Origin of the sequence: Arthrobacter sp. NQ4 (assembly GCF_029077345.1) — a bacterium.
In the GTDB taxonomy this organism is placed as follows: domain Bacteria; phylum Actinomycetota; class Actinomycetes; order Actinomycetales; family Micrococcaceae; genus Arthrobacter.
On the sequence record NZ_JARETC010000001.1, the window covers coordinates 243523 to 270175 of the forward strand.

Consider the following 26653-nt stretch of genomic DNA (forward strand, 5'->3'; position numbering starts at 1 on the left):
ATCGGGGCGTCCGGCACCCCTCAGGCGTCCGACAGGTGCGCGATGGTGGCCGCCGCCCGGCGCTGCGCCGCCAGCGGCACGTCCTCGATGATGTCCGCGAGGAATCCGAAGCGCCGCAGCCATTGGCTCATTTGCCGTTCCGGGCGGGCGTTGGCGCGTTTCCACCAGTCGGCGATGTCCCCCCAGCCAGGGGCGGCCAGGGATCCGCCAACCTCCTGCACGGCCAGGGAGGCGCACAGGTTGGCAAACCGGAGCCTGTCCCCCAGCGGCCATCCGGCCAGGGTGCCCACGATGAACGCTGCGTCGAAGCAGTCACCGGCTCCGGTGGGGTCGTGTGCCTTGACCGGAAGCGACGGGACCCACTCCTCCTCCCCGGTTTCCGAATCAACGGCCATGGCCCCCTGCGCTCCCAGGGTCACCACGGCCACCGGTACGCGGTCCGCCAGAGCGTAGAGCGCACTCCACGGATTGTCCTTACCGGTGAACGCCATGGCCTCGCGCTGGTTGGGCAGGAAGGCGTAAAAGTACTGCAGGTTTTCAAGCCGCACCGGCGCCCACTCCCCGCTGGGATCCCACCCCACATCCCCAAACAAACGCACCCCGGCCCCATGGGCGGCCCGGACCCACGGTTCAATTTCCATGCCCACCTCCGCGATGCCGGCAAGCGCCTTGGGCGGGCTCCCGATCAGCTCGGAGTTGGTCACCGGCGCTGAATGCCCGTGCGTGACCATGGAGCGGTCCTGGTCCACGCAGAGGGACACGGTCACCGGGGAGTGCCAGCCCGGGACGCGGCGGGAGAGGCTGAGGTCCACATGTTCCTGGCCGGAGAGGATCTTCCAGTTGAAGTCGCCGTAGCCGTCGTCCCCGAACGCCGCCGCCAGGCCGGTGCGCAGGCCCAGCCGCGCGGCGGCGATGGCCTGGTTGGCCACCCCGCCGGGGCAGCTGCCCATGCCGTCACTCCAGATTTCCGTGCCGGGTTCGGGCCCGTGCGGGAGGCCGGTGAAGATGATGTCCTGGAAAACGGTCCCGGCCAACAGGAGGTCGAATCCGGGTTCCCCCGGCGAGCGGACGCCAGCCAGCGGATCGAAGGGGCGGGCTGGCATCGCGTCCATAGTGCGCAGGATACGCCGCGCGGCAGTGCTCCGGTAGGGGCTTTGGACACGGTATGGACACGGTGTCGGAGGCTGGTCCTAGACTGCATGCATGCGGCTTCTGATTGCCGGCGGCGGGGGTTTCAGGGTGCCGCTCATCTACCGGGCGTTGGTGTCCGGGCCCTTTTCCGGGCTGGTCACGGAGCTGGTGCTGCACGACGTCGATCCCGCACGCCTTGACGCCGTCACCGCCGTGCTGCGCAGCATGCCGGCAGGCCAGGGTGCGCACCTTCCGGTGCATGCCACCACAGATCTTTCCGCAGCGCTGTCCGGCACCTCCATGGTCTTCGCTGCGATCCGGCCCGGCGGCACCGCAGGCCGCGTCGCGGATGAAGAAGTGGCGCAGGACCTCGGGCTGCTGGGCCAGGAGACCACCGGGGCCGGCGGTATTTCCTACGCTTTGCGGACCATCCCGCACATGGTGGGCCTTGCCCGGCTGATGCGCAGGCATTGCCCGGACGCATGGCTGGTCAACTTCACCAATCCGGCCGGAATAGTCACCGAGGCCGTGCGCCCTGTCCTGGGGAACCGGGTGATCGGGATCTGCGACTCCGCGGGAGGGCTGGTGCACCGGGCGGCATGGGCTGCGGGTGTCCCGCTGCCGGAGGGACGGCTCGACGGCGTGGGCTACTACGGGCTGAACCACCTGGGCTGGCTGTACCGGCTGGAGTCCGGCGGACGGGACATGCTGCCGGGCCTGCTGGCGGACGCCGCGGCGCTGCGGTCCTTCGAGGAAGGCCGGTTGTTCCCGCAGCCGTTCCTTGCCGGGCTGGGCCTGCTTCCCAACGAGTACCTGTATTACTACTACCAGGGCCAGGCCGCCCGGCAGGCAATGCAGGCCATGGCACGCACCCGCGGGGAGACCATCCATAGCCAGCAGCGGGAGCTGTACCCGCAGCTGGCTGCCGCGGGCCCGGACGCATACCGGTTGTGGGAGGCGGCGCGGCGTTCCCGCGAAGAGGGGTACCTGGCGGAGGCCCGGCACGACGGCGAGCGCCGGAACGAGGAGGACCTGGCCGGCGGTGGCTACGAACGGGTGGCGCTGGCGGCCATGCAGGCACTGGCCGGCGGCGGCGATACGCAGCTGATCCTCAACACGGTCAACGCAGTGCCGGCGGCCCGGGCACCGGGGCCCACCGGCGCTGCCCCTGCCCCTCCCCAACCCGCCATTCCCGGCCTGCCGGCGGACGCCGTCGTCGAGGTCCCCTGCACCGTCACCCCGGCCGGAGCCGTCCCGCTGCCCCAGGAGAAGCCGGCGGAACCGCAGCTGGGCCTGCTCCGGCAGGTCAAGGAGGTGGAACGGCTCGTTGTCCTGGCCGCGGGCACCGGCAACCGGGATGCCGGCGTCAAGGCCTTCGCCCGGCACCCGCTCGTGGATTCGGCGGACCTGGCCGCGAAGCTGATGGCCGGTTATGAGCGGGCGTTTCCGGACCTGGGGAAGATGTGGGAGGGCGGTGGGCGTTAGGGGAAGGAGTAATGTTTTATCGGATGCGCACTGAGCCGGCTCCCCTGACACGCGCCGGCGGCCGGAAGGAGGTCCCGTGGCACTGATCCGCAGGGTCGCTTTGCTTTCCCTCCACACCTCCCCCATGGAACAGCCCGGGTGCGGGGATGCCGGCGGAATGAACGTCTATATCCGCGAGCTGGCCTCGGCACTGGCCGAGGCAGGCGTGGAGGTGGAGATCTTCACGCGGGCCACCTCAGCCGACCAGCCCGCTGTCGAGCATCCCGACCCCGGCGTGTGCGTGCACAACGTCCTGGCCGGGCCGCCCAGGAAGGTCCCCAAAGAGGAACTTCCCGGGCTGCTGCACGCCATGGTCGCGGAAATCGAACAGATCCGCCGCCGCCAGCCGCACGGCCGGTATGACGTCATCCACTCCCACTACTGGGTGTCCGGGATCGCCGGGCTGGAGCTGTCCGAACTGTGGGGTGTGCCGCTGGTGCACACCATGCACACCATGGCCAAGGTCAAGAACCTGCTGCTGGAATCCGGTGAGCAACCCGAGCCCCGGCGCCGCGAACTGGGCGAGCACCGCATCGTGGACGGCGCTGCCAGGCTCATCGCCAACACCAGCTCCGAGGCCGCCGAACTCGTGTCCCACTACGGCGCCACCTACGACCGCATCGACATCGCGCCGCCCGGCGTGGACCTGGCCACGTTCACCCCCGCGTTCCGGGCACGCTCCAGGGCGGAGCACGGCGTCAGCCCCGACACGTTCCATCTGGTGTTCGCCGGCCGCATCCAGCGCCTGAAAGGCCCCCAGGTCCTGGTCAAGGCCGCGGCGCTGCTGCGGAAACGCCGCCCGGACATCGACCTGCGCGTCACCATCCTGGGCGCTTTGAGCGGCAACAAGGAGTTCAACCTCCGCTGCCTGGTGGCAGAGGCGGGAATGGACGACGTCGTCACGCAGCTTCCGCCGGTGAAGGCACCTGAGCTGGCGTCCTGGTTCCGTGCGGCCGACGTCGTGGTGATGCCCTCCTTCAGCGAATCCTTCGGGCTCGTGGCACTCGAGGCCCAGGCCTGCGGGACCCCCGTGGTGGCTACCCGGGTTGGCGGGCTGTCCCGCGCCATCTTCCACGGCCGGACCGGACTCCTGGTGGACGGCCACCATGCTGCCGACTGGGCCGATGCCCTGGAGGCCCTGTATGACGACCCTGTCACCCGCGAGGACCTGGGCCGCGCTGCCGCCATCCGTGCCCAGAACTCCGGCTGGCAGCGCACTGCTGCCATCACACTGGAAAGCTACCATGCCGCCGTCGACAACTTTGTGGGGCGGCGCCTGGCCCCGGTGGTGCCGGCTTCCTGACGGTCGTTGGCTTGTGCGTTGCTGGTATGGGGTGCCGTTGGAGCCGGGTGCTGTTAGCTTAGGGGCAGGTCTCCGGCGCCGGCCGGTGCAGGAAAGACAGCGCAGGAAAGGACAAGGATGTCTGCTCTCCCCTCTGATCTGGAAATAGCCCGCGCCGCCCGCATCCGCCCCATCGGGGAAATCGCGGCTGCAGCCGGGATCAATGCCGATGCACTGGAACAGTACGGACGGTACAAGGCCAAGATCGATCCCGCCCGGCTTGCGGCCCCGGCTCCGCACGGCAAAGTGGTGCTGGTCTCGGCCATGTCGCCCACCCCGGCCGGCGAGGGCAAGTCCACCACCACTGTGGGGCTGGCGGATTCGCTGGCCCGCGCCGGCCACAAGGTGATGATCGCCCTGCGGGAACCGTCCCTGGGCCCGGTGCTCGGCATGAAGGGCGGAGCCACCGGCGGCGGCTACTCGCAGGTGCTGCCCATGGACGAGATCAACCTGCACTTCACCGGCGATTTCCATGCGATCACGTCGGCCAACAACGCCCTGATGGCACTGGTGGACAACCATATCTACCAAGGCAATGCGCTGAACATCGATCCGCGCAGGATGACGTTCAAACGCGTCCTGGACATGAACGACCGCTCCCTGCGGGAGGTGGTCATCGGACTGGGCGGACCGACGCAGGGCGTGCCGCGGCAGGACGGGTTCGACATCACCGTGGCTTCCGAGATCATGGCTGTCTTCTGCCTCGCCACGGACCTGGCGGACCTCCGCTCACGGCTGGGCCGGATCACGTTCGGCTACACCTATGACCGGGCACCGGTGACGGTGGCGGACCTCGGCGTGGAGGGAGCCTTGACGCTGCTCCTGAAGGAGGCGGTCAAGCCCAACCTGGTGCAGACCATCGCCGGCACCCCCGCACTGGTCCACGGCGGTCCCTTCGCCAATATCGCCCACGGCTGCAATTCGCTCATTGCCACGCAGACCGCCCGGCGGCTGGCGGACATCGTGGTGACCGAAGCTGGCTTCGGGGCTGACCTTGGCGCCGAAAAGTTCATGGACATCAAGGCGCGGTACGGCGGCCTGGCCCCGTCCGCCGTCGTGGTGGTGGCAACGGTGCGCGCCCTGAAGATGCAGGGCGGGGTGGCCAAGGACCAGCTGGCCCGCCCGGATGTCGCTGCCCTGGAGGCCGGGGTGGTTAACCTGCGGCGGCACGTGCACAACGTGAAGAAGTTCGGCGTCACCCCCGTGGTGGCCATCAACAAGTTCTCCTCCGATGCGCCGGAGGAACTCGACTGGCTGCTGAAGTGGTGCGCAGCCGAGGGCGTGCGCGCCGCCGTCGCCGACGTGTGGGGCCGGGGCGGCGGGGGCGACGGCGGTGACGAACTCGCGGCCCTCGTTGCGCAGGCGGTGGAGGCGCCCAGCAGTTTCCGCCACCTGTATCCCCTGGAGCTGTCCGTGGAGGACAAGATCCGCACCATCGCCCAGGAGATTTACGGAGCCGACGGCGTGGACTTCTCCGTGCCGGCGCTGAAGCGGCTTGCCGACATCGAGCGGAATGGGTGGGGTTCGATGCCCGTGTGCATGGCCAAAACCCAGTACTCGTTCACTGACGATGCCTCCCGTCTGGGCGCCCCCAAGGGGTTCACCATCCACGTCCGCGACCTGCTGCCCAAGACCGGTGCGGGCTTCATCGTTGCCCTTACCGGAGCTGTCATGACGATGCCCGGCCTCCCGGCCGTCCCGGCTGCGCTGCGCATGGACGTCGACGCGGACGGCAACCCCGTGGGCCTCACCTAGCCCAACGCCCCATCACCTTCCGCCCCCAATCCACCAACGCCCGATCACCTTCAGCCCCCAATCCAGCAACGCCCGATCACCGTGGAACCATCCAGGCCTGTTCCTGTGGATAACTCCTGCAGTGGTCTAGCCTTCTACGCCAGAATGCCAGCATGCATAAGCGCGCTGACCTACCGTCGACCCTGGCAAGCTCCCCGTTCACATACGACTCGGCGGTGACTGCCGGTGTGTCAGCGAAGCGGCTGCGGAAGGATGACGTGGTCCACGTCAGCAGGCGGTTGTACCGCCCGTCGACTTGGAGCTTCGAGTTGGAAGCCGCGGCACGGGTCCTCTCCGAAGTTTCGCCAGGCGCGTGGATTTCACACGTCACAGCTGCACGTTTGCACTGTCAATTGCTCCCCGCGTGGCTGTCGGATTCAACTGAACTGCATATGAGCAAACCGAAGCAATTACCGCAGGTGCGCCGGAAAGGTGTGGTTGCCCATAAGGTCATAGCCAGTGCCGACGAAATCGAAACTGTCGACGGTATCCGCATCAGTACCCGTTCCCGAACCTGGCTCGACTTGGCCCGGCGGCTGTCGCTGGCTGAGCTGGTCTGCCTTGGAGACCAAATCATTCGCATCCCTCGAGCGGAGTTTGAGGCCAGGTCGCAGCCCTTCGACACGTTGGAGGGTCTCAGCGCTTTGGTCAGCCGGCACCCTAATCTTCAGGGGGTCGTGCGTGCCCGGGAAGCTTTGGAGCTGATGCGGGTCGGCGCTGATTCGGCACCGGAATCGATGCTGCGGCTGGCCATGCTTGACGCGAACCTGCCAGAACCTGACCTGCAAATCGCACTTCGACCGAATGACGCAGCTTCCCCTACTGCCGACCTGGGCTACCGTCACCGGCGCCTTGCAGTCCAGTACGACGGCGGTCACCATCTTCTTGAGGCTCAGCGACTGAGTGATCGACGGCGCGACAAGGCCTTCGAGTCAGCTGGGTGGACGGTTCTGGTATTCACCAAGGACGATGCCACGGACGGTTTTCAACGAGCTGTAGCGGCAATCAAACGGCACCTTCGCACGGCGTGGATTGACCATTCCTACTCGGCCGGTTTTGCCGGAAACGGGTGACCAAAACACCACCACCGCCTCCAAAAACGCGGCCGCGGGGTTTACGCTCCTCAGGGGACAAATAGTGATGGCGCGTTTCGGGAGAATACGTCGGAAGTGATGGCGCGTCCCGGAAAAGCCGGCAAAAAGTGATGGGGCGTCCCGGAAAAGCCGGCAAAAAGTGATGGGGCGTCCCGGAAAAGCCGGCCGGAAGTGATGGCGCGTGTTAACGCAGGACGCTCCCCCACCCGGTAAGGGTGAGGGAGCGTCCGGGCACCGGGAAAAGACGGTTTAGCGCTCCAGGTCGCCACGGATGAATGCTTCGACCTTCTCGCGGGCGAGGTCGTCGTTGAACTGCTCCGGCGGGGACTTCATGAAGTAGCTGGACGCCGAGAGCAGCGGGCCACCGATGCCGCGGTCCAGGCCGATCTTGGCGGCACGGATCGCATCGATGATCACGCCGGCGGAGTTCGGCGAATCCCAGACCTCCAGCTTGTACTCCAGGGACACCGGGGCGTCGCCGAAGTTCCGGCCTTCAAGGCGCACGAACGCCCACTTGCGGTCATCAAGCCACTGAACGTAATCGGACGGGCCGATGTGTACGTCCTTGGCAGCCAGCTCGGCTTCCACGTTGGAGGTCACGGCCTGGGTCTTGGAGATCTTCTTGGACTCCAGGCGGTCACGCTCCAGCATGTTCTTGAAGTCCATGTTGCCGCCGACGTTCAGCTGGTACGTGCGGTCCAGGGTGACGCCGCGGTCTTCGAACAGCTTGGCCATGACGCGGTGCGTGATGGTGGCACCGATCTGGCTCTTGATGTCGTCGCCGACGATCGGAACACCGGCGGCGGTGAACTTGTCAGCCCATTCCTTGGTGCCGGCAATGAAGACGGGCAGGGCGTTGACGAACGCTACGCCGGCGTCGATCGCAGCCTGGGCGTAGAACTCGGCAGCCTGCTGGGAACCGACGGGCAGGTAGCAGACCAGGACGTCAGCCTTGGCGTCCTTGAGGGCCTGGACCACGTCCACGGGCTCTTCGGTGGACTGCTCGATGGTCTCGAGGTAGTACTTGCCCAAGCCGTCCAGGGTGTGGCCGCGCTGGACCGTGACACCCGTCGGCGGAACGTCGGCGATCTTGATGGTGTTGTTTTCGCTGGCCAGGATGGCATCGGAAAGGTCAACGCCGACCTTCTTGCCGTCAACATCGAACGCGGCGACGAACTCGACGTCGCCCACGTGGTACTGGCCGAACTCAACGTGCATCAGGCCCGGGATGGTTTCTGCCGGGTCGGCATCCTTGTAGTAGTGGACGCCCTGCACCAGCGAGGCGGCGCAGTTGCCCACGCCAACGATTGCAACACGAATGGGATGTGAAGACACAGAACTCCTTTGGGGACAAACGTCAGCCGGCCTGGTTGGCCTCCGAGGAATGGACGACGGCGGCCGGCTGGCTTGGCGCCGCGCGGCGCCTTTTCATACTACCCAACACAGCGGGACCGGCAGTTGTTCCGCCGGTCCCGCTGTGTAATGAAAACAAGCTCCTTAGGCGTTCTGCTTCCAGAGGTTGATGTCCGATTCCACGGCGAATTCATCGATCGCCGTGAGCTCCTCATCAGTGAAGTTGAGGTTGTTGATGGCGGACAAAGTGTCCTCCAGCTGCCGCACACTTGAGGCACCAACCAGTGCCGATGTGACGGGTGACCCCTTCGGCTGGTCCCGCAGGATCCAGGCAATGGCCATCTGGGCCAGGGACTGCCCGCGGCCCTCGGCGATCTTCCGCAGTCCCCGGACCCGGTCCAGCTTCTCCTCCGTGATGGAGTCCTCGGAGAGGAAGCGTGCCTTGGCTGCCCGGGAGTCTTCCGGGATGCCGTGGAGGTAGCGGTCCGTGAGCATCCCCTGCGCCAGGGGCGAGAAGGCGATGGACCCGGCGCCCACCTGGTCCAGCACCTCGTACAGGTTGGGCGAGCCGTCCTCGGTCCAGCGGTTGAGCATGGAGTAGCTGGGCTGGTGGATCAGCAGCGGCGTGCCGAGTTCCTTGAGGATCCGGGCGGCCTCGAGGGTTTGTTCGGGGGTGTAGGAGGAGATTCCCGCGTACAATGCCTTGCCGGACCGGACAGCGTAGTCCAGGGCGCCCATAGTTTCCTCCATGGGCGTCTCGGGGTCCGGGCGGTGGCTGTAGAAGATGTCCACGTAGTCCAGGCCCATCCGCTGCAACGACTGGTCCAGGCTGGAGATCAGGTACTTGCGGGAGCCCCATTCTCCGTACGGGCCGGGCCACATGTAGTAGCCGGCCTTGGTGGAGATGACCAGCTCGTCACGGTATGGCCTGAAGTCGTCCCGCAGGTGCCGGCCGAAGTTCGTTTCCGCGGATCCGTCCGGAGGACCGTAGTTATTCGCGAGGTCGAAGTGGTTGACGCCCAGGTCGAAGGCGCGGCGGAGGATGTCCCGCTGTTCCTCGAAGCGCTTGTCGTCGCCGAAATTGTGCCACAGGCCCAGGGAGATGGCCGGGAGCTTGAGCCCGCTGCGGCCCACCCGGCGGTAGGGCATGGTTTCATAGCGGTTGTCCGCTGCTGAATAGGTCATGCGTTCTGTCCTTCCTGTTGGGTTGCGATGATCGCGGCACTCCAGGGCGCCATGGCGAGGGCCCCGCCGTCCAGGCCGGTCCCGTCGTCCGTAGCCAGCAGGACGCTGCCGGAGGCGCCGTCAAGCCGGACCTTTGAGTCGGAGAAGTTCACCAGCACCTCAACGGGGCCGCGCCGGAAGCGCAGCCAGCCCGCGTCGTCGTCGAACGAAACGTCTGTCCCGTCAAAGCCAGGCCCGGCCAGATCCGGATGGGAGCGGCGCAGCGCCGTCAAGGACCGGTACAGGTCCAGGAGCCGCGCATGGTCGCCGGTCGAAGCCTCGGCCCAGTCCAGCTTGGACCGGCGGAAGGTTTCCGGATCCTGGGGATCGGGCACGACGGCGGGATCCCACCCCATGCGCTCGAATTCCCTGATGCGCCCTTCCGCGGTGGCCTTTCCGAGCTCCGGTTCGGGGTGCGAGGTGAAGAACTGCCACGGGGTGGAGGCCCCGTATTCCTCGCCCATGAACAGCATGGGCGTGAACGGCGAGGTCAGCGTGAGAACTGCGGCGACGGCAAGCTGCCCGTAGGACAGTGACTGGGAGAGCCTGTCCCCCGTGGCCCGGTTGCCGATTTGGTCGTGGTTCTGGTTGCAGACCACCAGCGCCGCGGGGTGCACCAGCGAGCCGTTGATGGGGCGTCCGTGGTGCCGGCCGCGGAAGCTGGAATAGCTGCCGTCGTGGAGGAACCCGTCCTTGAGGACCTTGGCCAGCACGGCCAGGGAGTCGAAGTCCGAGTAGTAGCCGGTGGTTTCGCCGCTGACGTTGACGTGGACGGCGTGGTGGAAGTCGTCGCTCCACTGGCCGGCCAGGCCGTACCCGTTGGCGTCACGGGGGTAGATCAGGCGCGGGTTGTTGAGGTCCGATTCCGCGATGAGGGTCTTGGGCAGCCCGGTTTCGGCTGAAATGGCGTCGCCGAGGGCCCCGAGGTCCTCCAGGATGTGCACGGCCCGCTCGTCCCGCAGCGCGTGCACGGCGTCCAGGCGGAGCCCGTCCACGTGGTAGTCGCGAAGCCACAGGGCTGCGTTGTCCAGGATGTATTCGCGGACAACGTCCGAGCCGGGCCCGTCCAGGTTCACCGAGTCGCCCCAGGTGTTGGCGTCGCCCTGTTTCAGGTACGGGCCGAACTTGGGGAGGTAGTTGCCGCTGGGTCCCAAGTGGTTGTACACCACGTCCTGGATGACGCCCAGTCCTGCAGCGTGCGCAGCGTCAACGAACCGCTGGTAGGCAGCAGGACCGCCGTAGCCTTCGTGCACGGCGTACCACTGGACGCCGTCGTAGCCCCAGTTGTGGGTGCCGTTGAAGCCGTTGACCGGCAGCAGTTCCAAGAAGTCGATGCCCAGGTCCGCCAGGTAGCCCAGCTTCTCCACGGCGGCGTCGAGGGTGCCTTCAGGGGTGAAGGTGCCCACGTGCAGTTCGTAAATGACGGCACCCTGCAGGTCCTTGCCGCGCCAGCCGGAATCCCGCCACGCGTAGGCGGCGGGATCGTAGGTCCGGGACTGTTCATGCACGCCGGAAGGGATCCGGCGGGACCGGGGGTCCGGAACAGGGGTGGCGTCGCCGTCCAGCAGGTAGCCGTAGTCCACGTCCCCGTCGGCAGGGGCGTCAGGGGCAGTCCACCACCCTTCGGAGCCAGGCGCCGTATCCTTCTTCCGCATGGGATATTGCCGGCCGTCGGCCAGCAAAACCACCGAGGAAACGTCCGGGGCCCACACATCGAAACGCTCGGGTCCTACGTTGACCAGGGTCATGCCTTTTCTCCATCCACAGGTACCAGCAGGGCCACGGGGTAGGTACCCAGCACCTCTGCCACCGAAACCTGGCCCGGGCCGAAGCTGGCTCCGGTCAGTTCGTCACGCATGGCAGTGGAAAGGTCGACGGCGGTGTCCCGCCACCCGCCGGCAGCCTCCAGTCCGGCGGGGAGCCGGGTGGCAAGCGTCAGCGCACCGGGGGTCGCATCGGTTCCGCGGGTGAACGCGAGCAGGTGCCCGGCCGCCGCGCCGGTGGCCGACACCGGAGTGTAGCCCTGGAACAATTCCGGACGGTCGCGGCGCAGGCGCAGTGCCCGCGAGGTGACCAGCAGTTTGCTGGCCTCTGTGCCCGCGTCCGGCAAGGCGCCGGCGTCGAGCTTTGCCAGCTCTGCCTGCCGTGCGGCGAAGTCTACGGGGCGGCGGTTGTCCGGGTCCGTGAGTGACCGTTCCCAGTACTCACTGCCCTGGTAGACGTCCGGCACGCCCGGCATGGTCAGCTGGACCAGCTTGGCGGACACCGAGTTGGTAGCCGAGTAGGCGTCGATGCGGGCCACGAAGTCCACAACCACCTTGGCCACCGTGGCGTCGTCGAAGACCGCATCTACGGCAGCCTTGACCTTGGCCTCGAAATCCTCGTTGGGCTCGGTCCACTTAGTGGAGTTGCCGGCCTCCCTGGCCGCCTTTTCCGCATAGCCCTGCAGCCGCTCCCGGCTTGCCGGCCACGCACCAACGATTGCCTGCCACAGCAGGTTCTCGTACGGACCGTCCGGAATCGGCGCCAGTCCGCGGAGCGTCTCCAGTGTTTCCGCCCATTCCTGCGGCAGTTCGGCGATAACCGAGATCCGCGCCCGGGCATCCTCGCTGCGCTTGGTGTCGTGGGTGGACAGGGTGGTCATGGACAGCGGCAACTCCTGCTCGCGCCGCTGCATCCGCCGGTGGAATTCCTCGGGCGCCACAGCGAACTCGGTGGGCTCGGCACCCACCTCGGTCAGCGTGCCCAGGCGTGTGTAGCGGTAGAACGCGGTATCTTCCACGCCCTTGGCCATGACCATGCCGGAGGTCTGCTGGAAGCGGACGGCGATGGGATTGGCGGGGTCCAGCAGCAACGGCAGGAGGGTTCCCACCGCCACTTCCAGGTCCGGCCGGTGCGCCGCGGCGGACTCGCAGGCTTCCTTGAGGACGTCCGCTCCCACCGGCAGGTAGGACCGGTAGACCGGGAAGGACGCGATGATCTCGGCAATGGCGTCGGCCGCCTGGTCCACGGTGATGCCGTGGGACTCGGGGACCAGCCGGGCAAGGCGCAGCACCTCGGAGCGCAGGATGCCGTCGGCGATCATGCGCTTGGTGCCGCGGATCATCTCCGCGTAATCGGCGGGCCCGGACGTTCCCCGCAGGGATGCGTCAAGGGCATCCAGGGCCTGCTGCCCGGCAGGGTCCACGAGGACCCGGTCCACGTCCGCCAGGGCGTCGTAGCCGGTGGTCCCTTCGCAGGCAAAGTCCTGCGGCAGCACTTCGCCCGGTTCGAGGATCTTCTCCACCAGGACGTACGCGCCGCCGCTGAGGTCCTTGAGCCAGCGGAGGTAGCCGGCGGGGTCAGCCAGACCGTCCGGGTGGTCCACGCGGAGCCCATCCACCAGGCTTTCGGTGAACCACCGGCCCACCTCGGCGTGGGCCTTCTCGAAGACCGACGGCTCTTCCACCCGGATGCCGGCGAGGGTGGTGACCGCAAAGAAGCGCCGGTAGTTCAGCTCGGCATCGGCCCGGCGCCAGTCCATGAGCTGGTAGTGCTGGCGGCTGTGGACGTCCTGCGGGGAGTCACCCTCGCTGTACGTGCCCTCGGCCAGCGGGAACCGGTGGTCGTAGTAGCGCAGTTCACCGTCCTTGACCTCGAGTTTGTCCAGGTCGGAGTCCGAGCCCAGCATCGGCAGCCGTACCTTTCCGCCGCCAAGGTCCCAGTCGACGTCGAACGCTTCAGCGTACGGCGACCCGCGGCCTTCCTTGAGCAGGGACCACCACCACGGGTTCTGCGCCGGGGTGGCAACGCCCACGTGGTTGGGCACGATGTCCACCAGGACGCCCATTCCGTGCTCGCGCGCAGCCTTGGAGAGGGCCAGCAGGCCTTCCGGGCCACCGCGGTCCGGGTCCACCGCGGAAGGGTCGGTCACGTCGTAGCCGTGGTCCGAGCCCTTCTCCGCGGTGAGGATGGGCGACAGGTACACCCAGTCCACGCCGAGGTCCTTCAGGTACGGAACCTTGTCGGCGGCGTCGAACAAGGTGAAGCTGCTGCGGATCTGCAAACGGTATGTGGAGACCGGAGTCCTCATGCTTTGGCTTTCTTGGCAGCGCCCGTTGCCCTCGCCTCGCTCGCTTCCGCGGCCTTGGTCTGGGCCTCCGCCATCTCCTCCTGGGCCTCCTCGTGCTCGGCCATGGAGGCCAGGGACGCTGCCGCGGACGTATCCACTTCGGCTTCGGGGCCGGAGTAGGCGCGCAGGACCACCATGGACTTCGCGTCCAGCGTCAAAGTGGCACCGGCCTTGAGCGGTTCGTAGGCGTCGGCCTGGGCGGCAGTGTCAATCAGGACTTCCCAGTACTGCGAGTACTCGTCGGACGGAACGCAGAAGTCCACCTCATCATCGTGGGCGTTGAAGGCCATGAGGAAGCTGTCGTCTGTGATCCGGCGGCCGCGTGAGTCCTGTTCCTGGATGCCGTCGCCGTTGTAGAACACGCCGATGGTCCGGCCAAAGCCGCTCCCCCAGTCCTCCGGCAGCATTTCGGTGCCGTCGGTCTTGAGCCAGACGATGTCCGGCAGCTTCTCGCCTTCGCCACGGCGTACGGGGCGGCCGTCGAAGAAGCGGCTGCGGCGGAAGGTCGGGTGGTCGTGGCGGAGCTTGTTCACGAAGGCCGTGAACTCCACCAGCGGCTGGTCCATGGCTTCCCAGTGCACCCAGCTGAGCTCGGAGTCCTGGCAGTAGGTGTTGTTGTTGCCCTGCTGCGTCCGGCCCAGCTCGTCGCCGTGGAGCAGCATGGGGACCCCTTGGGAGAGCAGCAGCGTGGCGATGAAGTTCCGCTGCTGCCGGGCACGCAGGGTCAGCACCTTCTCGTCGTCGGTGTCCCCCTCCACGCCGCAGTTCCAGGAACGGTTGTGGGATTCGCCGTCGTTGTTGCCTTCGCCGTTGGCCTCGTTGTGCTTCTCGTTGTAGGAGACCAGGTCCCGCATGGTGAAGCCGTCGTGGGCGGTGACGAAGTTGATGGAGGCCACCGGGCGCCGGGCGGAGCTTTCGTACAGGTCCGCGGAGCCGGTCAGGCGGGACGCGAACTCGCCCAGGGTGGAGGGTTCGCCGCGCCAGAAGTCACGGACGGTGTCGCGGTACTTGCCGTTCCATTCGGTCCACTGCGGCGGGAAGTTGCCCACCTGGTAGCCGCCGGGGCCAACGTCCCACGGCTCGGCGATCAGTTTGACCTGGGAAACTACCGGGTCCTGCTGGATGAGTTCGAAGAAGGTGGAGAGCTTATCCACGTCGTAGAACTCGCGGGCCAGGGTGGAGGCGAGGTCGAAGCGGAAGCCATCCACGTGCATCTCGGTGACCCAGTAGCGGAGGGAATCCATGAGCAGCTGCAGGGAGTGCGGGTGGCGCACGTTCAGCGAGTTGCCGGTGCCGGTGTAGTCCATGTAGTGCTTGAGGTCGTTGTCCACCAGGCGGTAGTAGGCCTGGTTGTCGATGCCCTTGAAGGACAGCGTGGGGCCCAGGTGGTTGCCTTCGGCCGTGTGGTTGTAGACGACGTCGAGGATCACTTCGATGCCGGCGCGGTGCAGGTCGCGGACCATGGCCTTGAATTCCTGGACCTGGTGTCCCACATCGCCCGTGGAGCTGTAGGTGTTCTGCGGGGCGAAGAAGCCGATGGTGTTGTAGCCCCAGTAGTTGTTGAGGCCCTTCTCTTCCAAGGTGCCGTCGTTGACGAACTGGTGCACGGGCATGAGCTCAATGGCGGTGACGCCGAGCTTCTTCATGTGGTCGATGACCGCGGGGTGGGAAACGCCAGCGTAGGTGCCGCGCTGCTCTTCGGGGATCTCAGGGTGGAGCTCGGTGAGGCCCTTGACGTGGGCTTCGTAAATCACCGATTCGTGGTACGGGATCTTCAGCTGGCGGTCGCCGTCCCATTCGAAGAACGGGTTGATGACCACGCCGTGCATGGTGTGCGGCGCGGAATCGGCGTCGTTGCGGGAGTCGGGGTCGCCGAATTCGTAGGAGAACAGCGCGGGGTCCCAGTCGATCTGGCCCTGAATGGCCTTGGCGTAGGGGTCCATCAGCAGCTTGTTCGGGTTGAAGCGGTTGCCGGCGGCGGGGTCGTACGGCCCGTGCACCCGGTAGCCGTACTTCTGGCCGGGCTGGATGTGGGGCAGGTAGCAGTGCCACACATAGCCGTCCACTTCGGTCAGCTCGATCTTGGTTTCGGTCAAGTCATCGGCCAGGAGGCAGAGTTCGACCCGCTCCGCCCGTTCGCTGAACAGGGCGAAATTGGTGCCGGTGCCGTCAAAGGTAGCTCCCAGCGGGTAGGCAGTTCCAGGCCAGACTTCCATCGTGCTCCTCATTATTTGGTCAGCAGCAGACGGCATTGGAACGCCCCTGCTGCTGGTGCGAACTAATGCCTACCGTAGTGGTTGGCTGTGACTATTACGTTTCCAGGCTTCATAGTTACTAAGCATGCTGACTTTACCCCAGGTTTCGGGTAGGGCATCTGCAATTCCGCCAGCGGCGATCGGCCCGCCGGACGCCGCCTCCGACGCAGCCCTCCCGGCCCGGCCGTGCAACGCGGCACCCAGCGCGGCAATGGCAGCCCAGCGGCTGTCCCCTTTGATGCCCACCTCGCTGAAGCGCCCGACGTCGGGCCCGGCCTGGGCGAGCAACGCACCGATGACGCCGGCCAGGACGTCCCCGCTGCCGGCGGTGGCGAGCCAGGGCGTGCCGTCCGCCTGGCTGAAGGTGGTGCCCCAGGGTGCGGCCACGAGCGTGGTGGCGCCCTTGAGCAGGACGGTGGCCCCTGTGCGAACAGCCGCCTGGCGGACTGCGGCAAGCGTGCCTGCTTCCACGGCTTCCCTATCCTCCCCGTGGCCCAGGCGCTGGAACAGGGATGCCAACTCACCGGCGTGCGGGGTCAGCACCACGTGCGGCGCGAGCATGGCAGGCAGGGCGGGCAGCGCGCCGGCATCGGCCACCACCGGAAGGTCCGATGCAATGGCGTCCCGGGCGCGGGTCAGCTGTTCATGGTCGTGCGGGCCCATCCCGGAGCCCACCAGCCAGGCCTGCACGCGGTTCTCTGCAACGGTTCCGGTGCTGCAGACAACTTCGGGACAGGACTGGCGAACCAGGTTGGCCACGGACGGCGGACCGAGGTACCGGACCATGCCCACTCCTGCTGCCAGTGCTCCCCGGCAGGCGAGGACCGCAGCGCCGGGGTAGTCCTCGGATCCGGCCACTACGCCCAGGACGCCGCGGGAGTACTTCTGGGCGCGCCGGGCGGGGTGCGGCAGGAGTCGGGCCAAGTCGGCGTCCTCGAGCCGGCGCAGGGATGGTTCCGGCAGGTGCTCCTCAATCCCGATGGGCACAACCACCACGCGGCCGGCGAAGTCGGCGCCGGGGTCGGCCAGCAGTCCGTTCTTCGCTCCCCCGAACGTGACGGTCAGGTCGGCCGGCAGGACCGGATTGGTGGCCTCGCCGGTGTCCGCGTCCACGCCGCTGGGAAGGTCGCAGGCCACCACAAGTCCGCGACGGTGTGCGCCGGCGAGAGCCTCGACCAGGTCCGCGGCATTCCCCCGCAGCCCGCCCTTGGCGCCGGTCCCCAGCACCGCATCGATCACGACGTCGGCGCGGGCGGCTTCGGCGGACAGTCCGGGCAGTGCTTCTTCGGAGAGCCGCTGCACCCGGCCGCCGGCGCGCTCGAAGGCGGCCAGTCCGGCCGGATGGGCCGCATCCCCGGTGAGCACCGCCGTCGTACGCATTCCACGGGCGGCCAGGAAGGCGCCGGCGAACAGGCCATCGCCGCCGTTGTTGCCCTTGCCTGCCAGCACCACCACGCGCGAGCCGTTCAGGCGGCTGCCGTGGGACTTGAGTTCATTGACGACGGCGCCGGCCAGCCCGTGCGCGGCGCGCCGCATGAGCACGTCCCCCTGGCCGGCAGCCAGGAGGGGTTCCTCGGCGGCCCGGACCTGCGTTCCGGTGTAGGCGCTGATCATGCGGCGGAGGCCTGGTCAGCCCTCGGCCAGCACCGTGGCGGTGGCGATGCCGCCGTCGTGGCTGATGGACAGGTGCCAGCGCTTGACGCCCTTGGCCTCGGCTACCGCAAGGACGGTGCCCTTCACCTGGACGGTGGGCCCGTTCCGGTCAAGGCCGATCCAGCAGTCCTGCCAGTTCATGCCGGCGGGCGCGCCGAGGACCTTGGCCACCGCTTCCTTGGCGGCGAACCGGGCAGCGAGGGAGCGGGTGTTCAGCTCGCGTTCCGCGGGCACGAACAGGCGGTCCCTCAGGCCCGGCGTCCGTTCCAGCTGGCGGCCGAACCGCTCGATGTCTACTACGTCTACCCCAATGCCAACGATCATGGGTGCCATTCTACGGCGAGGCCCCCTGCGGGAAGCCGGCGCGCGCCGGTCATTCGGGCTGTCCGCCATCAGCGGAAAAGCGTGACTTTCAGGCTGACCGTGCGGAGCGCACTCCGACATCCCGGGGCTTCGGTGGCCAGGGCGGGCCAAAAGTTACGCAAATCCGCTCGGTCCCAGGTATTACTGTTTTTCCATTCGCTGGAGATAATGCCCTATGGACAACTCGACAGGCTCCCGGCCGCCACGGAGGAGAAGACCTTGGCGAAGGGTTTTCAAAGGAGTCCTGATCGCACTCGCCGTCATCGCTGCTCCGCTTCTTCTGTTTCAGGCGTCGTATGTAATGGGAACGGCCCGGATGGTGTCCCTCGCCGACAGGCTTCACCCGTTGGCCGGGTGGAAACCGGATGGTGAAAACGTCAGCGGCGGTTTCTTCTGCGTCCCCGTCGCTGTGCCCTGTGACAGCATGTGGCGCCAGTACAGGACCCAGCAACCCCCTAGTCCCGCCGATATCCGCCAACTAACCGTGGCGGCGGGGCTGGACGGGAAAGTGGACGGGGACTGTGAAACGTCTCCCCTTCCTCCGAACGTCACCGGAATGTATATGGCCTGCAGCGCAGCCGGAGTGTTGGACGGCTATGACGTTGAGGTTCGGGTGCTGAAGTTGGCACGGGACGACCCGGAACGGATCATCCAGTTCCGGCTAAGCAGCATCAAGAACCGGTAGGCAAAACAGAAGCCCCGGGCCGTGGGGCCCGGGGCTTCAGCTGTCCTGCGATATTCCGCTTATTCGACGGTGACGCTCTTGGCGAGGTTGCGGGGCTGGTCCACGTCGTAGCCCTTGGCTGCGGCGAGTTCCGCGGCGAAGATCTGCAGCGGGACGGTAGTCAGCAGGGGCATCAGCAGGGTGGGGGTCTCGGGGACGTAGAAGACGTACTCGGCGTAAGCCTTCACGGCTTCGTCGCCTTCCTCGGCGATGACCAGGGTGCGGGCGCCGCGGGCGCGGACTTCCTGGATGTTGGAGACCACCTTGGCGTGCAGCGAGTCACGCCCGCGCGGGGACGGGACGACGACGAACACGGGCTGGCCTTCATCGATCAGGGCGATGGGGCCGTGCTTGAGCTCACCGGCGGCGAAGCCTTCGGCGTGGATGTACGCGATTTCCTTGAGCTTCAAAGCGCCTTCGAGGGCCACGGGGTAGCCCACGTGCCGGCCCAGGAACAGCACGGACTTCTCGTTGGCCATGGACCGGGCCAGCTCGCGCAGCGGGCCGGCGTTGTCCAGGATCTTCTGGATCTTCGCGGGGATCTTGTTCAGGTCCGCCAGGACGTCCTTGATCTGGCCCGAGAAGATGTTCCCGCGCAGCTGCGCCAGGTACAGGCCCAGCAGGTACGCGGCCGTGATCTGGGCCAGGAACGCCTTGGTTGAGGCCACGGCGATCTCCGGGCCGGCGTGCGTGTAGAGCACGGCGTCGGATTCGCGCGGGATGGTGGAGCCGTTGGTGTTGCAGATCGAGATGGTCTTCGCGCCCTGTTCCCGGGCGTACCGGACGGCCATCAGGGTGTCCATGGTCTCCCCGGACTGGGAGATGGAGACCACCAGGGTCTTCTCGTCCAGGATCGGGTCCCGGTAACGGAACTCGTGGGCGAGCTCCACCTCGGTGGGGATCCGGCACCAGTTCTCGATGGCGTACTTGGCCACCATGCCCGCGTAGGCGGCGGTGCCGCAGGCCAGCACGATGATCTTGTTGACCTGCTTCAGCAGCTCCGGGTCGATCCGCAGCTCATCCAGGGTCAGCTTGCCGTCCAAGTCCGACCGGCCCAGCAGGGTCTGGGCGACGGCGTCGGGCTGGTCATTGATTTCCTTCTCCATGAACGAGGAGAAGCCGCCCTTTTCCGCCGAGGCCGGATCCCAGTCCACGTGGTATTCCTTGCCCTGGGCCGGGTTGCCGAAGAAATCGGTGATCGTGACGGTGTCAGCGGTGATCGTGACGATCTGGTCCTGGCCCAGCTCCACCGCGCGGCGGGTGTAATCGATGAACCCGGACACGTCCGAGCCCAGGAAGTTCTCCCCCTCGCCCAGGCCCACCACCAGCGGTGAGTTACGGCGCGCGGCCACGACGACGTCAGGCTGGTCCGCGTGCACGGCCAGCAGCGTGAAAGCACCCTCAAGGCGCTGGCATGCCAGCTCCATGGCCCGGGTCAGGCCACCGTTGGCGGTATCCCCGCCCAGCTTGTTCCGCAGGATGTCCGCCAGCAGCGCCGCGGCGACCTCCGTGTCCGTCTCGGACAGGAACGTCACACCCTTCTCCAGCAGCTCAAGCTTGAGCTCGGCGAAGTTTTCAATGATGCCGTTGTGGATCACGGCGAGCTTGCCGCCGTCAGCCAGGTGCGGGTGCGCGTTGCGGTCCGTCGGGCCGCCGTGCGTCGCCCACCGCGTGTGGCCAATACCGGTCAGGGTCTCCGGCAACGGCCGGGCCTCCAGCTCACCAATCAGGTTGCTCAGCTTCCCGGACTTCTTCCGCGACTCGATAGCCCCCTGGGACACCACAGCCACACCGGCAGAGTCATAACCGCGGTACTCCAGGCGCCGCAGCCCCTCCAGGACAACATCCAACGCACTGTGACCATTAATTGCACCGTCAACCGAACGGCCTACGTATCCCACGATTCCACACATAGGCACAAGACTATCGGCAGCGTGCCACTTGCTCTAAACCGGGAGGCCTCCGGGCGGCGCCTCCGTGACGGGTGCCGCCGCACTGAACAGGGGTGTCATTTCGCGATGGGCCGGGAGCGGGGCAGAATCTTTAGCGTGACTTCGCAACGCAATGAAGCGAACGGGGAGGGTGCCTCGCCGTTCGTGGAGCTGGACAGGCATACCTGGTCCCGGCTCGCAGCCCAGATGGAACAGCCCCTTAATGAAGAGGATGTGCTGCGCCTTCGCGGGCTTGGCGACCCCCTGGACATCAAGGAAGTCAGGGATGTCTACCTGCCGCTCTCACGGCTCCTGCACCTGTACGTGGAGGCTGCCGGGCAGCTGCACGCGGCCACCACCACGTTCCTGGGCGAGCAGACCCAGCGCACCCCGTTCGTGATCGGCGTCGCCGGCTCTGTTGCCGTTGGCAAGTCCACCATCGCCCGCGTGCTGCGGGAGATGCTTCGCCGCTGGCCGGGCACCCCCAACGTGGAGCTCATCACCACCGACGGGTTCCTCTACCCCCTGGCCGAGCTCAAACGCCGTCAACTGCTGGACCGGAAGGGTTTCCCGGAGTCCTATGACCGGCGGGCGCTCCTACGCTTCGTGAGCGAGATCAAGGGCGGTGCCGAGGAAGTGCGCGCGCCCTGGTACTCCCACGTCACGTACGACATTGTGCCCGGCAAGGAAGTGGTGGTCCGCCGTCCGGACGTGCTGATCGTTGAGGGCCTGAACGTGCTGGCGCCTGCCCGCCCCCGGCATGACGGCCGCCAGGGCCTGGCCCTGAGCGATTTCTTTGACTTCTCCATCTACGTGGACGCCAAGACCTCCTACATCGAGGAGTGGTACGTGGACCGGTTCCGGAAGCTGCGCAGCACCGCGTTCGCGCAGCCGGAGTCCTACTTCCACCGCTACGCCACGCTGTCCGATGAAGAGGCGGAGAACACCGCCAGGGACATCTGGAAGCGGATTAACGAGCCCAACCTGGAGGAGAACGTGCTGCCCACCCGCGGCCGGGCCCAGCTGGTGCTGACCAAAGAGGCGGACCACTCCATCCGCCGCATGCTGCTCCGGAAGGTGTAGCACAGGTGTGCTACCAATGCGGGTCCGCCAGCCGGCGCAGCTTCACGCGCTTCCTCGCGGCGGGGGCCGGGCTGACCGTCCTGGCTGCCTGCACACCGGAGGCACCCAAGGCGGCGGCGCCGTCGTCGTCCGCTGCCCCTTCCCCTTCCCCCTCCCCTGTGGCCGCTACCGCGTCAGCGGGCCCGACGGCGGACGCGGCCACAGTGGGCCAGCCGCCTGAGGCGCCGGCCCCCACACCGTCGCCGTCGGCGGCCTTGGCGCGGCAGTTTTCGCTCGATGATCCGGCGAGCCCCTGGGTCATCGTGAACAAGCACCGGGCGCTGAAGCCGGCGGACTATGTGCCGGCTGACTTGGTGCGTCCCGCCGTCGCGATCTCGGCCGCTGGTGAGGCGTCGCTGCTGAACAGCACCACGGCGGCAGCGGCCGAGGCGATGTTCGCGGCGGCCGCGCGGGACGGTGTGACGATGGTCCTGGCCAGCGGCTACCGCTCATACAGCACGCAGGTGACCACGTACAACGGGTATGTCGCGGCGCGGGGGCAGGCCGACGCCGACACCGCCAGTGCGCGGCCCGGCCACTCGGAGCACCAGACCGGGTGGGCGTTCGACATGGGGGACGGCGGAGGTGCCTGCAGCTTCCAGCCGTGCTTCGCGGAGCAGCCTGCCGCCACGTGGGCGAAAGCGAACGGGCACCGGTTCGGATTCGTGGTGCGCTACCCGTGGATGCTGCACCCCATCACGGGGTACTACTACGAGCCGTGGCACCTGCGGTACGTAGGCGTGGAGGCGGCCACGGACATGCTGAACCGCGGCATCGGCACGCTGGAGGAATACTTCGGCTTGGAGGCGGCACCGGCATACCTGTAACGCCCGTGCGCTAGGTTGGTTTCCATGCTTAGTGGATTCAAGAACTTCATCATGAAGGGCAACGTGGTTGACCTTGCCGTCGCCGTTGTCATGGGTACTGCCTTCGGAGCTGTTGTCACGGCGCTGGTGAACAAGGTGCTCATGCCGTTCATTTCGGGCCTGGTGGGTGCGCCCAACTTCGACAGCTTTGCCAAGGTGGAGCTGAACGGCAATGCCATCGAATTCGGGGTGCTGCTGACCGCGGTGGTGAACTTCCTGCTGATCGCGGCGGCCATCTACTTTGTGGTGGTGATGCCGATGAACATGATGATCGAGCGCCGCAACCGCCGGCTGGGGATCAACAAGGACGTCAAGAAGGATGCCGCCGAGGACCCGCAGGTTGCGCTGCTGACCGAAATCCGGGATGCGCTGAAGGAGCGCGCGCTCTAATTTTTCCCAAACGCAAGTGGCCCGTCTCCCTGCTGGGAGGCGGGCCACTTTTCTTGCTGTGCCTAGTTTGAGGCGAGTTCCAGTGCGAGTTCGGTCCGGACCACCTGGGCCAGGTGTTCGGCGATGGACTGGGCAGTCTCTTCGTCGGCGGCTTCCACCATCACGCGGACCACCGGCTCGGTGCCGGAGGGACGGAGCAGGACACGGCCGGTATCTCCGAGGGCGGCTTCCGCCGCTGCCACGGCCTGGGCCAGGACGTCGCTGCTGCCCACGCGGCTGCGGTCGACACCCTTGACGTTGATGAGCACCTGCGGGAGCTTGGTCATGACCGTGGCGAGTTCCTTGAGCGGCTTGCCGGTCAAGGCCACCTGCGCGGCCAGCTGAAGTCCAGTGAGGAGGCCGTCGCCGGTGGTGGCGTGGTCGGAGAAGATCACGTGGCCGGACTGTTCGCCGCCCAGGTTGTAGCCGCCGTCGCGCATGCCTTCCAGGACGTAACGGTCCCCCACCGCGGTTTCCAGGATGGTGATGCCGGCGTCGCGGAGGGCGAGCTTCAGGCCGAGGTTGCTCATGACGGTGGCCACCAGGACGTCGTCCTTGAGCTTGCCGGATTTCTTGAGCGCGATGGCGAGGATAGCCATGATCTGGTCACCGTCCACCTCATTGCCCTCGTGGTCCACGGCCAGGCAGCGGTCGGCGTCGCCATCGTGGGCGATGCCCAGGTTCGCGCCGTACTTGACCACGGCCTCCTTGAGGGGGCCCAGGTGCGTGGAGCCCACGCCGTCGTTGATGTTCAGGCCGTCAGGGTCGGCGCCGATAACGATGACGTCGGCGCCGGCGTCCTTGAAGAGCTGGGGCGAGCAGCCGCTGGCGGCACCGTTGGCGCAGTCCAGCACCACGGTGAGGCCGTCCAGGCGGTGCGGGAGGGTGCGGAGCAGGTGGACGATGTAGCGGTCCTCTGCGTCGGAGAAACGCTGGATGCGGCCGACGTCGGGCCCGGTGGGGCGGACGGCTTCCTTGCTCATCTGGGCCTCGATGGCATCTTCCACCTCGTCGGGCAGCTTCTGGCCACCGCGGGCGAAGAACTTGATGCCGTTGTCCGGCGCCGGGTTGTGGGAGGCGGAGATCATCACGCCGAAGTCGGCGTCCAGGTCCGCTACCAGGTAGGCGGCGGCGGGGGTCGGCAGGACGCCGGCGTCATAGACGTCGATGCCGGAGCTGGAGAGCCCGGCTTCCACGGCCGCGGCGATGAATTCACCGCTGGCGCGCGGGTCCCGGGCCAGCACGGCGCGGGGCCGGGAGCCGTTGGAGTTGCGGTCGTGACCAAGCACGACGGCGGCCGCCTGGGCCAGCTGCAGGGCCAGCTCTGCTGTCAGCAGGCCATTGGCCAGCCCCCGGACACCATCAGTTCCAAATAATCTAGACACCGGTCAAGTGTAGAGGATGGTGTTGCTGCGCCTCGAAACGGCTGGCCAGCGGCTTGTTTCTGTCATTTATACGTCCGTCCTGCGGGGACACGAGGGCACACGAGGGCACACGGGAATGATGGCGGTCTCGCTTAACGGCAGAAGCCCGCCCCACCACCGGTGGGACGGGCTTCTGAGCAAACGGATTTAGCGCTTGGAGTACTGCTGAGCCTTACGGGCCTTCTTGAGACCGGCCTTCTTACGCTCGATGACACGGGCGTCGCGGGACAGGTAACCGGCCTTCTTCAGCGTCGGGCGGTTGTTCTCGACGTCGATCTCGTTCAGCGAACGGGCGATGCCGAGGCGCAGGGCGCCGGCTTGGCCGGAGATGCCGCCACCGTGGATGCGGGCAATGACGTCGTAGGCGCCTTCGAGATCAAGGATCTTGAAGGGCTCGTTGACGTCCTGCTGGTGCAGCTTGTTCGGGAAGTAGTTCGCCAGCTCGCGGCCGTTAATGGTCCACTTGCCGGAGCCGGGCACAACGCGGACGCGTGCAACGGCTTCCTTGCGGCGGCCAACAGCTGCGCCGGCAACGGTCAGGGCCGGGCGCTCCTTCTTCGGCGCAGCTTCGGCAGCTGAGCTTTCAGAGGTGTAACTGGTCAGGTTTTCCTCGGCCTCTACAGCCTCGGTGGTCTCTTCGTTCTGAGCCACGATTCTCCTTGTATAGATAAGTTGTTTGGTGGCCAGGACTACTGGGCGACCTGGGTGATTTCGAAAGTCTTGGGCTGCTGGGCGGCGTGCGGGTGCTCGGCACCGCGGTACACCTTCAGCTTGCCCAGCTGCTGGGCAGCGAGGGAGTTCTTGGGGAGCATGCCCTTGATGGCCTTCTCAACGGCGCGAACCGGGTTGCTTTCCAGCAGTTCCGCGTAGTTGACGGAAGTCAGGCCGCCCGGGTAGCCGGAGTGGCGGTATGCGCGCTTCTGCTCCAGCTTGGCGCCGGTCAGGGCTACCTTCTCGGCGTTGATGATGATGACAAAGTCGCCCATGTCCATGTGGGATGCGAAAGTGGCCTTGTGCTTGCCGCGCAGCAGGATTGCGGTCTGGCTTGCAAGACGACCAAGGACAACGTCGGTGGCGTCAATGACGTGCCACTGGCGGTTGATATCGCCGGGCTTCGGGGTGTACGTACGCACGGTGTTTGCCTCGTTCTTGTTCTGGCGTTCTTGTTTAGGTGTCGCTAGCTCGCGCACCTACTGTCTGCGCGCTACCGGAACAGAGGTGAGGGCTCCATGTAACCAGTCATCCTGAAGTTCCGAATGTGCACGTTGAGTAGTTATCCTGCAACCGGATTCTCAAGCGGGCACGCACCATCGGAATAGGACACGCACAACGACTACCAAGATTAGCGCGTCAGGTGGTTCGGGGTCAAAATGAGGTAGCCGACGGCCACTGGGGCCATGCCGGTCCAATCAATGCAGGGGGATGCAGTGTTGTCAGCGGCGTACGGGGATCCCACCAGCGCACTGCTAGTAGTTGGCGCCGGGGTCCTGGGAGGCAGCCTCTCCCCCATCGCCGAACTCCTGATTGCGAAGCTTCTTCCGAGGCTCGGCGAGACGCCGGGACTGCACGCAAGAATTACGACGGCGGCGCTCACCGGCATCGCATGCGCGGCCTTTGCCGCGCATTTCGGCAACGCATTGAGCCTTCCAGCCTTCCTTTTACTTTCCGTACTGGGCGTTCAGCTGGCAAGGATCGACATAGCACTCCACCTGCTGCCAAACCCCCTCGTCCTAACGCTGCTCGCCGGCGGTCTTTTGCTGTTCTTATTGCCGGGACTATTTGGTAAGCAATCTGACGATCTGCTCCGCGCAGCCCTGGGCGCCCTCATATTGTTTGCTGGTTATCTGATTTTGGGACTTATTTCCCCCGGCGGCATCGGAATGGGCGACGTGAAGCTCGCAGCACCCGTCGGCCTTTACCTGGGGTACCTAGGTTGGGGCCACCTCCTCTATGGGGGGCTCATCGGCTTCGCCCTGAATGGGGTCGTCACCGTGCTTGTGCTCAGCCGAAAAAGCCGGAATAAAGCCACCGAAGTACCCCACGGCCCCTCGATGCTCGGCGCCCTCGCGGCCGTCACGATCTTCATCGGCCAATAAGGCGCCAAGCCTCTTCCGCACGCCCTCTGCGGCCCTACCAAGTAGTCCGCCGCGTTCTTGAAAACACCGACTGAGTACTGCCCGCTTCATTCGAGTACGTGCTTTTGGCACTCTTCCAAAAAGTCGAGTACCACTACGCATTGTTGCCCCCAGCCCTCAGTGACAATCTCTTATTAGCGAAGTCCAGCCGCTAAAGATTTATGGGGGCAGCTGGAAA

21 protein-coding genes are annotated in these 26653 nt (G+C 66.4%); 9 read left to right on the forward strand and 12 right to left on the reverse strand.

Annotation, left to right across the window (positions count from 1 at the left end; all coding sequences use genetic code 11):
- Positions 1-20: 20 nt before the first annotated feature.
- Entirely contained in the window at positions 21-1112 is a 1092-nt protein-coding gene (locus tag PUN51_RS01080; protein WP_275179614.1) for a carbohydrate kinase family protein, read from the reverse strand.
- Positions 1113-1203: 91 nt separating this feature from the next.
- Between PUN51_RS01080 and PUN51_RS01085 the strand changes: the two genes are divergently transcribed.
- The 4 genes from PUN51_RS01085 (at position 1204) to PUN51_RS01100 (ending at position 6864) form a co-directional block, all read left to right on the forward strand.
- Entirely contained in the window at positions 1204-2616 is a 1413-nt protein-coding gene (locus PUN51_RS01085; protein WP_275179615.1) for a family 4 glycosyl hydrolase, read from the forward strand.
- 76 nt (positions 2617-2692) lie between these two features.
- Complete coding sequence (gene mshA, locus PUN51_RS01090) at positions 2693-3958, forward strand: D-inositol-3-phosphate glycosyltransferase (protein ID WP_224026622.1); 1266 nt, start codon at positions 2693-2695, stop codon at positions 3956-3958.
- A 117-nt stretch (positions 3959-4075) separates the two neighbouring features.
- On the forward strand, positions 4076-5752 hold the full coding sequence (locus PUN51_RS01095; RefSeq protein ID WP_275179616.1) for a formate--tetrahydrofolate ligase: 1677 nt from the start codon (positions 4076-4078) through the stop codon (positions 5750-5752).
- 257 nt (positions 5753-6009) lie between these two features.
- A complete protein-coding gene (locus tag PUN51_RS01100; protein WP_308209013.1) occupies positions 6010-6864 on the forward strand; it encodes an endonuclease domain-containing protein in 855 nt (284 codons plus the stop codon).
- Positions 6865-7134: 270 nt separating this feature from the next.
- Here PUN51_RS01100 and PUN51_RS01105 read toward each other — a convergent pair whose 3' ends face one another.
- The 7 genes from PUN51_RS01105 to PUN51_RS01135 all read right to left on the reverse strand — a co-directional run bounded on the left by PUN51_RS01105 (position 7135) and on the right by PUN51_RS01135 (position 17805).
- Positions 7135-8220: an inositol-3-phosphate synthase gene (locus tag PUN51_RS01105; protein WP_141159814.1), complete on the reverse strand. Its 1086-nt coding sequence runs from the start codon at positions 8218-8220 to the stop codon at positions 7135-7137.
- A gap of 162 nt (positions 8221-8382) precedes the next feature.
- Positions 8383-9423, reverse strand: coding sequence for an L-glyceraldehyde 3-phosphate reductase (gene mgrA / locus PUN51_RS01110; RefSeq protein WP_275179618.1), 1041 nt, complete (start codon positions 9421-9423; stop codon positions 8383-8385).
- Positions 9420-11210, reverse strand: a complete 1791-nt coding sequence (gene treZ, locus PUN51_RS01115; RefSeq protein WP_275179619.1) for a malto-oligosyltrehalose trehalohydrolase — start codon at positions 11208-11210, stop codon at positions 9420-9422. Before treZ ends, mgrA begins: the two co-directional genes overlap by 4 nt.
- Complete coding sequence (treY, locus tag PUN51_RS01120; protein WP_275179620.1) at positions 11207-13534, reverse strand: malto-oligosyltrehalose synthase; 2328 nt, start codon at positions 13532-13534, stop codon at positions 11207-11209. Before treY ends, treZ begins: the two co-directional genes overlap by 4 nt.
- Positions 13531-15789: a glycogen debranching protein GlgX gene (gene glgX, locus PUN51_RS01125; protein WP_275179621.1), complete on the reverse strand. Its 2259-nt coding sequence runs from the start codon at positions 15787-15789 to the stop codon at positions 13531-13533. Before glgX ends, treY begins: the two co-directional genes overlap by 4 nt.
- A 69-nt stretch (positions 15790-15858) precedes the next feature.
- Positions 15859-17442: an NAD(P)H-hydrate epimerase gene (locus PUN51_RS01130; protein WP_275179622.1), complete on the reverse strand. Its 1584-nt coding sequence runs from the start codon at positions 17440-17442 to the stop codon at positions 15859-15861.
- A gap of 15 nt (positions 17443-17457) precedes the next feature.
- Positions 17458-17805: a holo-ACP synthase gene (locus tag PUN51_RS01135; protein ID WP_159631405.1), complete on the reverse strand. Its 348-nt coding sequence runs from the start codon at positions 17803-17805 to the stop codon at positions 17458-17460.
- A 214-nt stretch (positions 17806-18019) separates the two neighbouring features.
- Between PUN51_RS01135 and PUN51_RS01140 the strand changes: the two genes are divergently transcribed.
- Positions 18020-18529, forward strand: a complete 510-nt coding sequence (locus tag PUN51_RS01140) for a hypothetical protein (protein ID WP_224026629.1) — start codon at positions 18020-18022, stop codon at positions 18527-18529.
- A gap of 59 nt (positions 18530-18588) precedes the next feature.
- On the opposite strand, the gene glmS is transcribed toward PUN51_RS01140, so the two are convergent.
- Complete coding sequence (gene glmS / locus PUN51_RS01145) at positions 18589-20481, reverse strand: glutamine--fructose-6-phosphate transaminase (isomerizing) (RefSeq protein WP_275179623.1); 1893 nt, start codon at positions 20479-20481, stop codon at positions 18589-18591.
- A 105-nt stretch (positions 20482-20586) separates the two neighbouring features.
- On the opposite strand from glmS, the gene coaA reads away from it, so the two are divergent.
- From coaA to mscL, 3 genes are read left to right on the forward strand one after another with little or no spacing between them, the layout of a single operon-like run.
- The gene (gene coaA, locus PUN51_RS01150) at positions 20587-21582 is read left to right on the forward strand and encodes a type I pantothenate kinase (protein WP_201302504.1); all 996 of its coding nucleotides are present in this window, start codon (positions 20587-20589) and stop codon (positions 21580-21582) included.
- 5 nt (positions 21583-21587) lie between these two features.
- Positions 21588-22448: a M15 family metallopeptidase gene (locus PUN51_RS01155; RefSeq protein ID WP_275179624.1), complete on the forward strand. Its 861-nt coding sequence runs from the start codon at positions 21588-21590 to the stop codon at positions 22446-22448.
- 24 nt (positions 22449-22472) lie between these two features.
- Positions 22473-22877: a large conductance mechanosensitive channel protein MscL gene (mscL, locus tag PUN51_RS01160; protein ID WP_224026632.1), complete on the forward strand. Its 405-nt coding sequence runs from the start codon at positions 22473-22475 to the stop codon at positions 22875-22877.
- A 62-nt stretch (positions 22878-22939) separates the two neighbouring features.
- Here the strand turns inward: mscL and glmM are convergent, their stop codons facing one another.
- The 3 genes from glmM to rplM form a co-directional block, all read right to left on the reverse strand.
- Positions 22940-24301: a phosphoglucosamine mutase gene (gene glmM, locus PUN51_RS01165; RefSeq protein WP_224026633.1), complete on the reverse strand. Its 1362-nt coding sequence runs from the start codon at positions 24299-24301 to the stop codon at positions 22940-22942.
- A 186-nt stretch (positions 24302-24487) separates the two neighbouring features.
- Positions 24488-24991: a 30S ribosomal protein S9 gene (gene rpsI, locus PUN51_RS01170; protein ID WP_175316342.1), complete on the reverse strand. Its 504-nt coding sequence runs from the start codon at positions 24989-24991 to the stop codon at positions 24488-24490.
- Positions 24992-25029: 38 nt separating this feature from the next.
- Positions 25030-25473 carry a 50S ribosomal protein L13 gene (gene rplM, locus PUN51_RS01175; protein WP_015937805.1) on the reverse strand — a complete coding sequence of 148 codons (444 nt, stop codon included), beginning with the start codon at positions 25471-25473 and terminating at the stop codon, positions 25030-25032.
- Positions 25474-25737: 264 nt separating this feature from the next.
- Between rplM and PUN51_RS01180 the strand changes: the two genes are divergently transcribed.
- The gene (locus PUN51_RS01180; protein ID WP_374114904.1) at positions 25738-26436 is read left to right on the forward strand and encodes a prepilin peptidase; all 699 of its coding nucleotides are present in this window, start codon (positions 25738-25740) and stop codon (positions 26434-26436) included.
- The last annotated feature ends 217 nt before the right edge of the window (positions 26437-26653 follow it).

Excerpts from the sequence above, each read along its gene's own strand:
- PUN51_RS01180 (WP_374114904.1), top strand. The coding sequence starts at position 25,738 with ATGCCGGTCCAATCAATGCAGGGGGATGCAGTGTTGTCAGCGGCGTAC.
- PUN51_RS01130 (WP_275179622.1), bottom strand. The coding sequence starts at position 17,442 with ATGATCAGCGCCTACACCGGAACGCAGGTCCGGGCCGCCGAGGAACCC.
- PUN51_RS01080 (WP_275179614.1), bottom strand. The coding sequence starts at position 1,112 with ATGGACGCGATGCCAGCCCGCCCCTTCGATCCGCTGGCTGGCGTCCGC.
- mscL (WP_224026632.1), top strand. The coding sequence starts at position 22,473 with ATGCTTAGTGGATTCAAGAACTTCATCATGAAGGGCAACGTGGTTGAC.
- PUN51_RS01095 (WP_275179616.1), top strand. The coding sequence starts at position 4,076 with ATGTCTGCTCTCCCCTCTGATCTGGAAATAGCCCGCGCCGCCCGCATC.
- glmS (WP_275179623.1), bottom strand. The coding sequence starts at position 20,481 with ATGTGTGGAATCGTGGGATACGTAGGCCGTTCGGTTGACGGTGCAATT.
- PUN51_RS01140 (WP_224026629.1), top strand. The coding sequence starts at position 18,020 with ATGGACAACTCGACAGGCTCCCGGCCGCCACGGAGGAGAAGACCTTGG.
- mgrA (WP_275179618.1), bottom strand. The coding sequence starts at position 9,423 with ATGACCTATTCAGCAGCGGACAACCGCTATGAAACCATGCCCTACCGC.
- glgX (WP_275179621.1), bottom strand. The coding sequence starts at position 15,789 with ATGGAAGTCTGGCCTGGAACTGCCTACCCGCTGGGAGCTACCTTTGAC.
- treY (WP_275179620.1), bottom strand. The coding sequence starts at position 13,534 with ATGAGGACTCCGGTCTCCACATACCGTTTGCAGATCCGCAGCAGCTTC.
- coaA (WP_201302504.1), top strand. The coding sequence starts at position 20,587 with ATGGGCCGGGAGCGGGGCAGAATCTTTAGCGTGACTTCGCAACGCAAT.
- treZ (WP_275179619.1), bottom strand. The coding sequence starts at position 11,210 with ATGACCCTGGTCAACGTAGGACCCGAGCGTTTCGATGTGTGGGCCCCG.
- PUN51_RS01085 (WP_275179615.1), top strand. The coding sequence starts at position 1,204 with ATGCGGCTTCTGATTGCCGGCGGCGGGGGTTTCAGGGTGCCGCTCATC.
- PUN51_RS01135 (WP_159631405.1), bottom strand. The coding sequence starts at position 17,805 with ATGATCGTTGGCATTGGGGTAGACGTAGTAGACATCGAGCGGTTCGGC.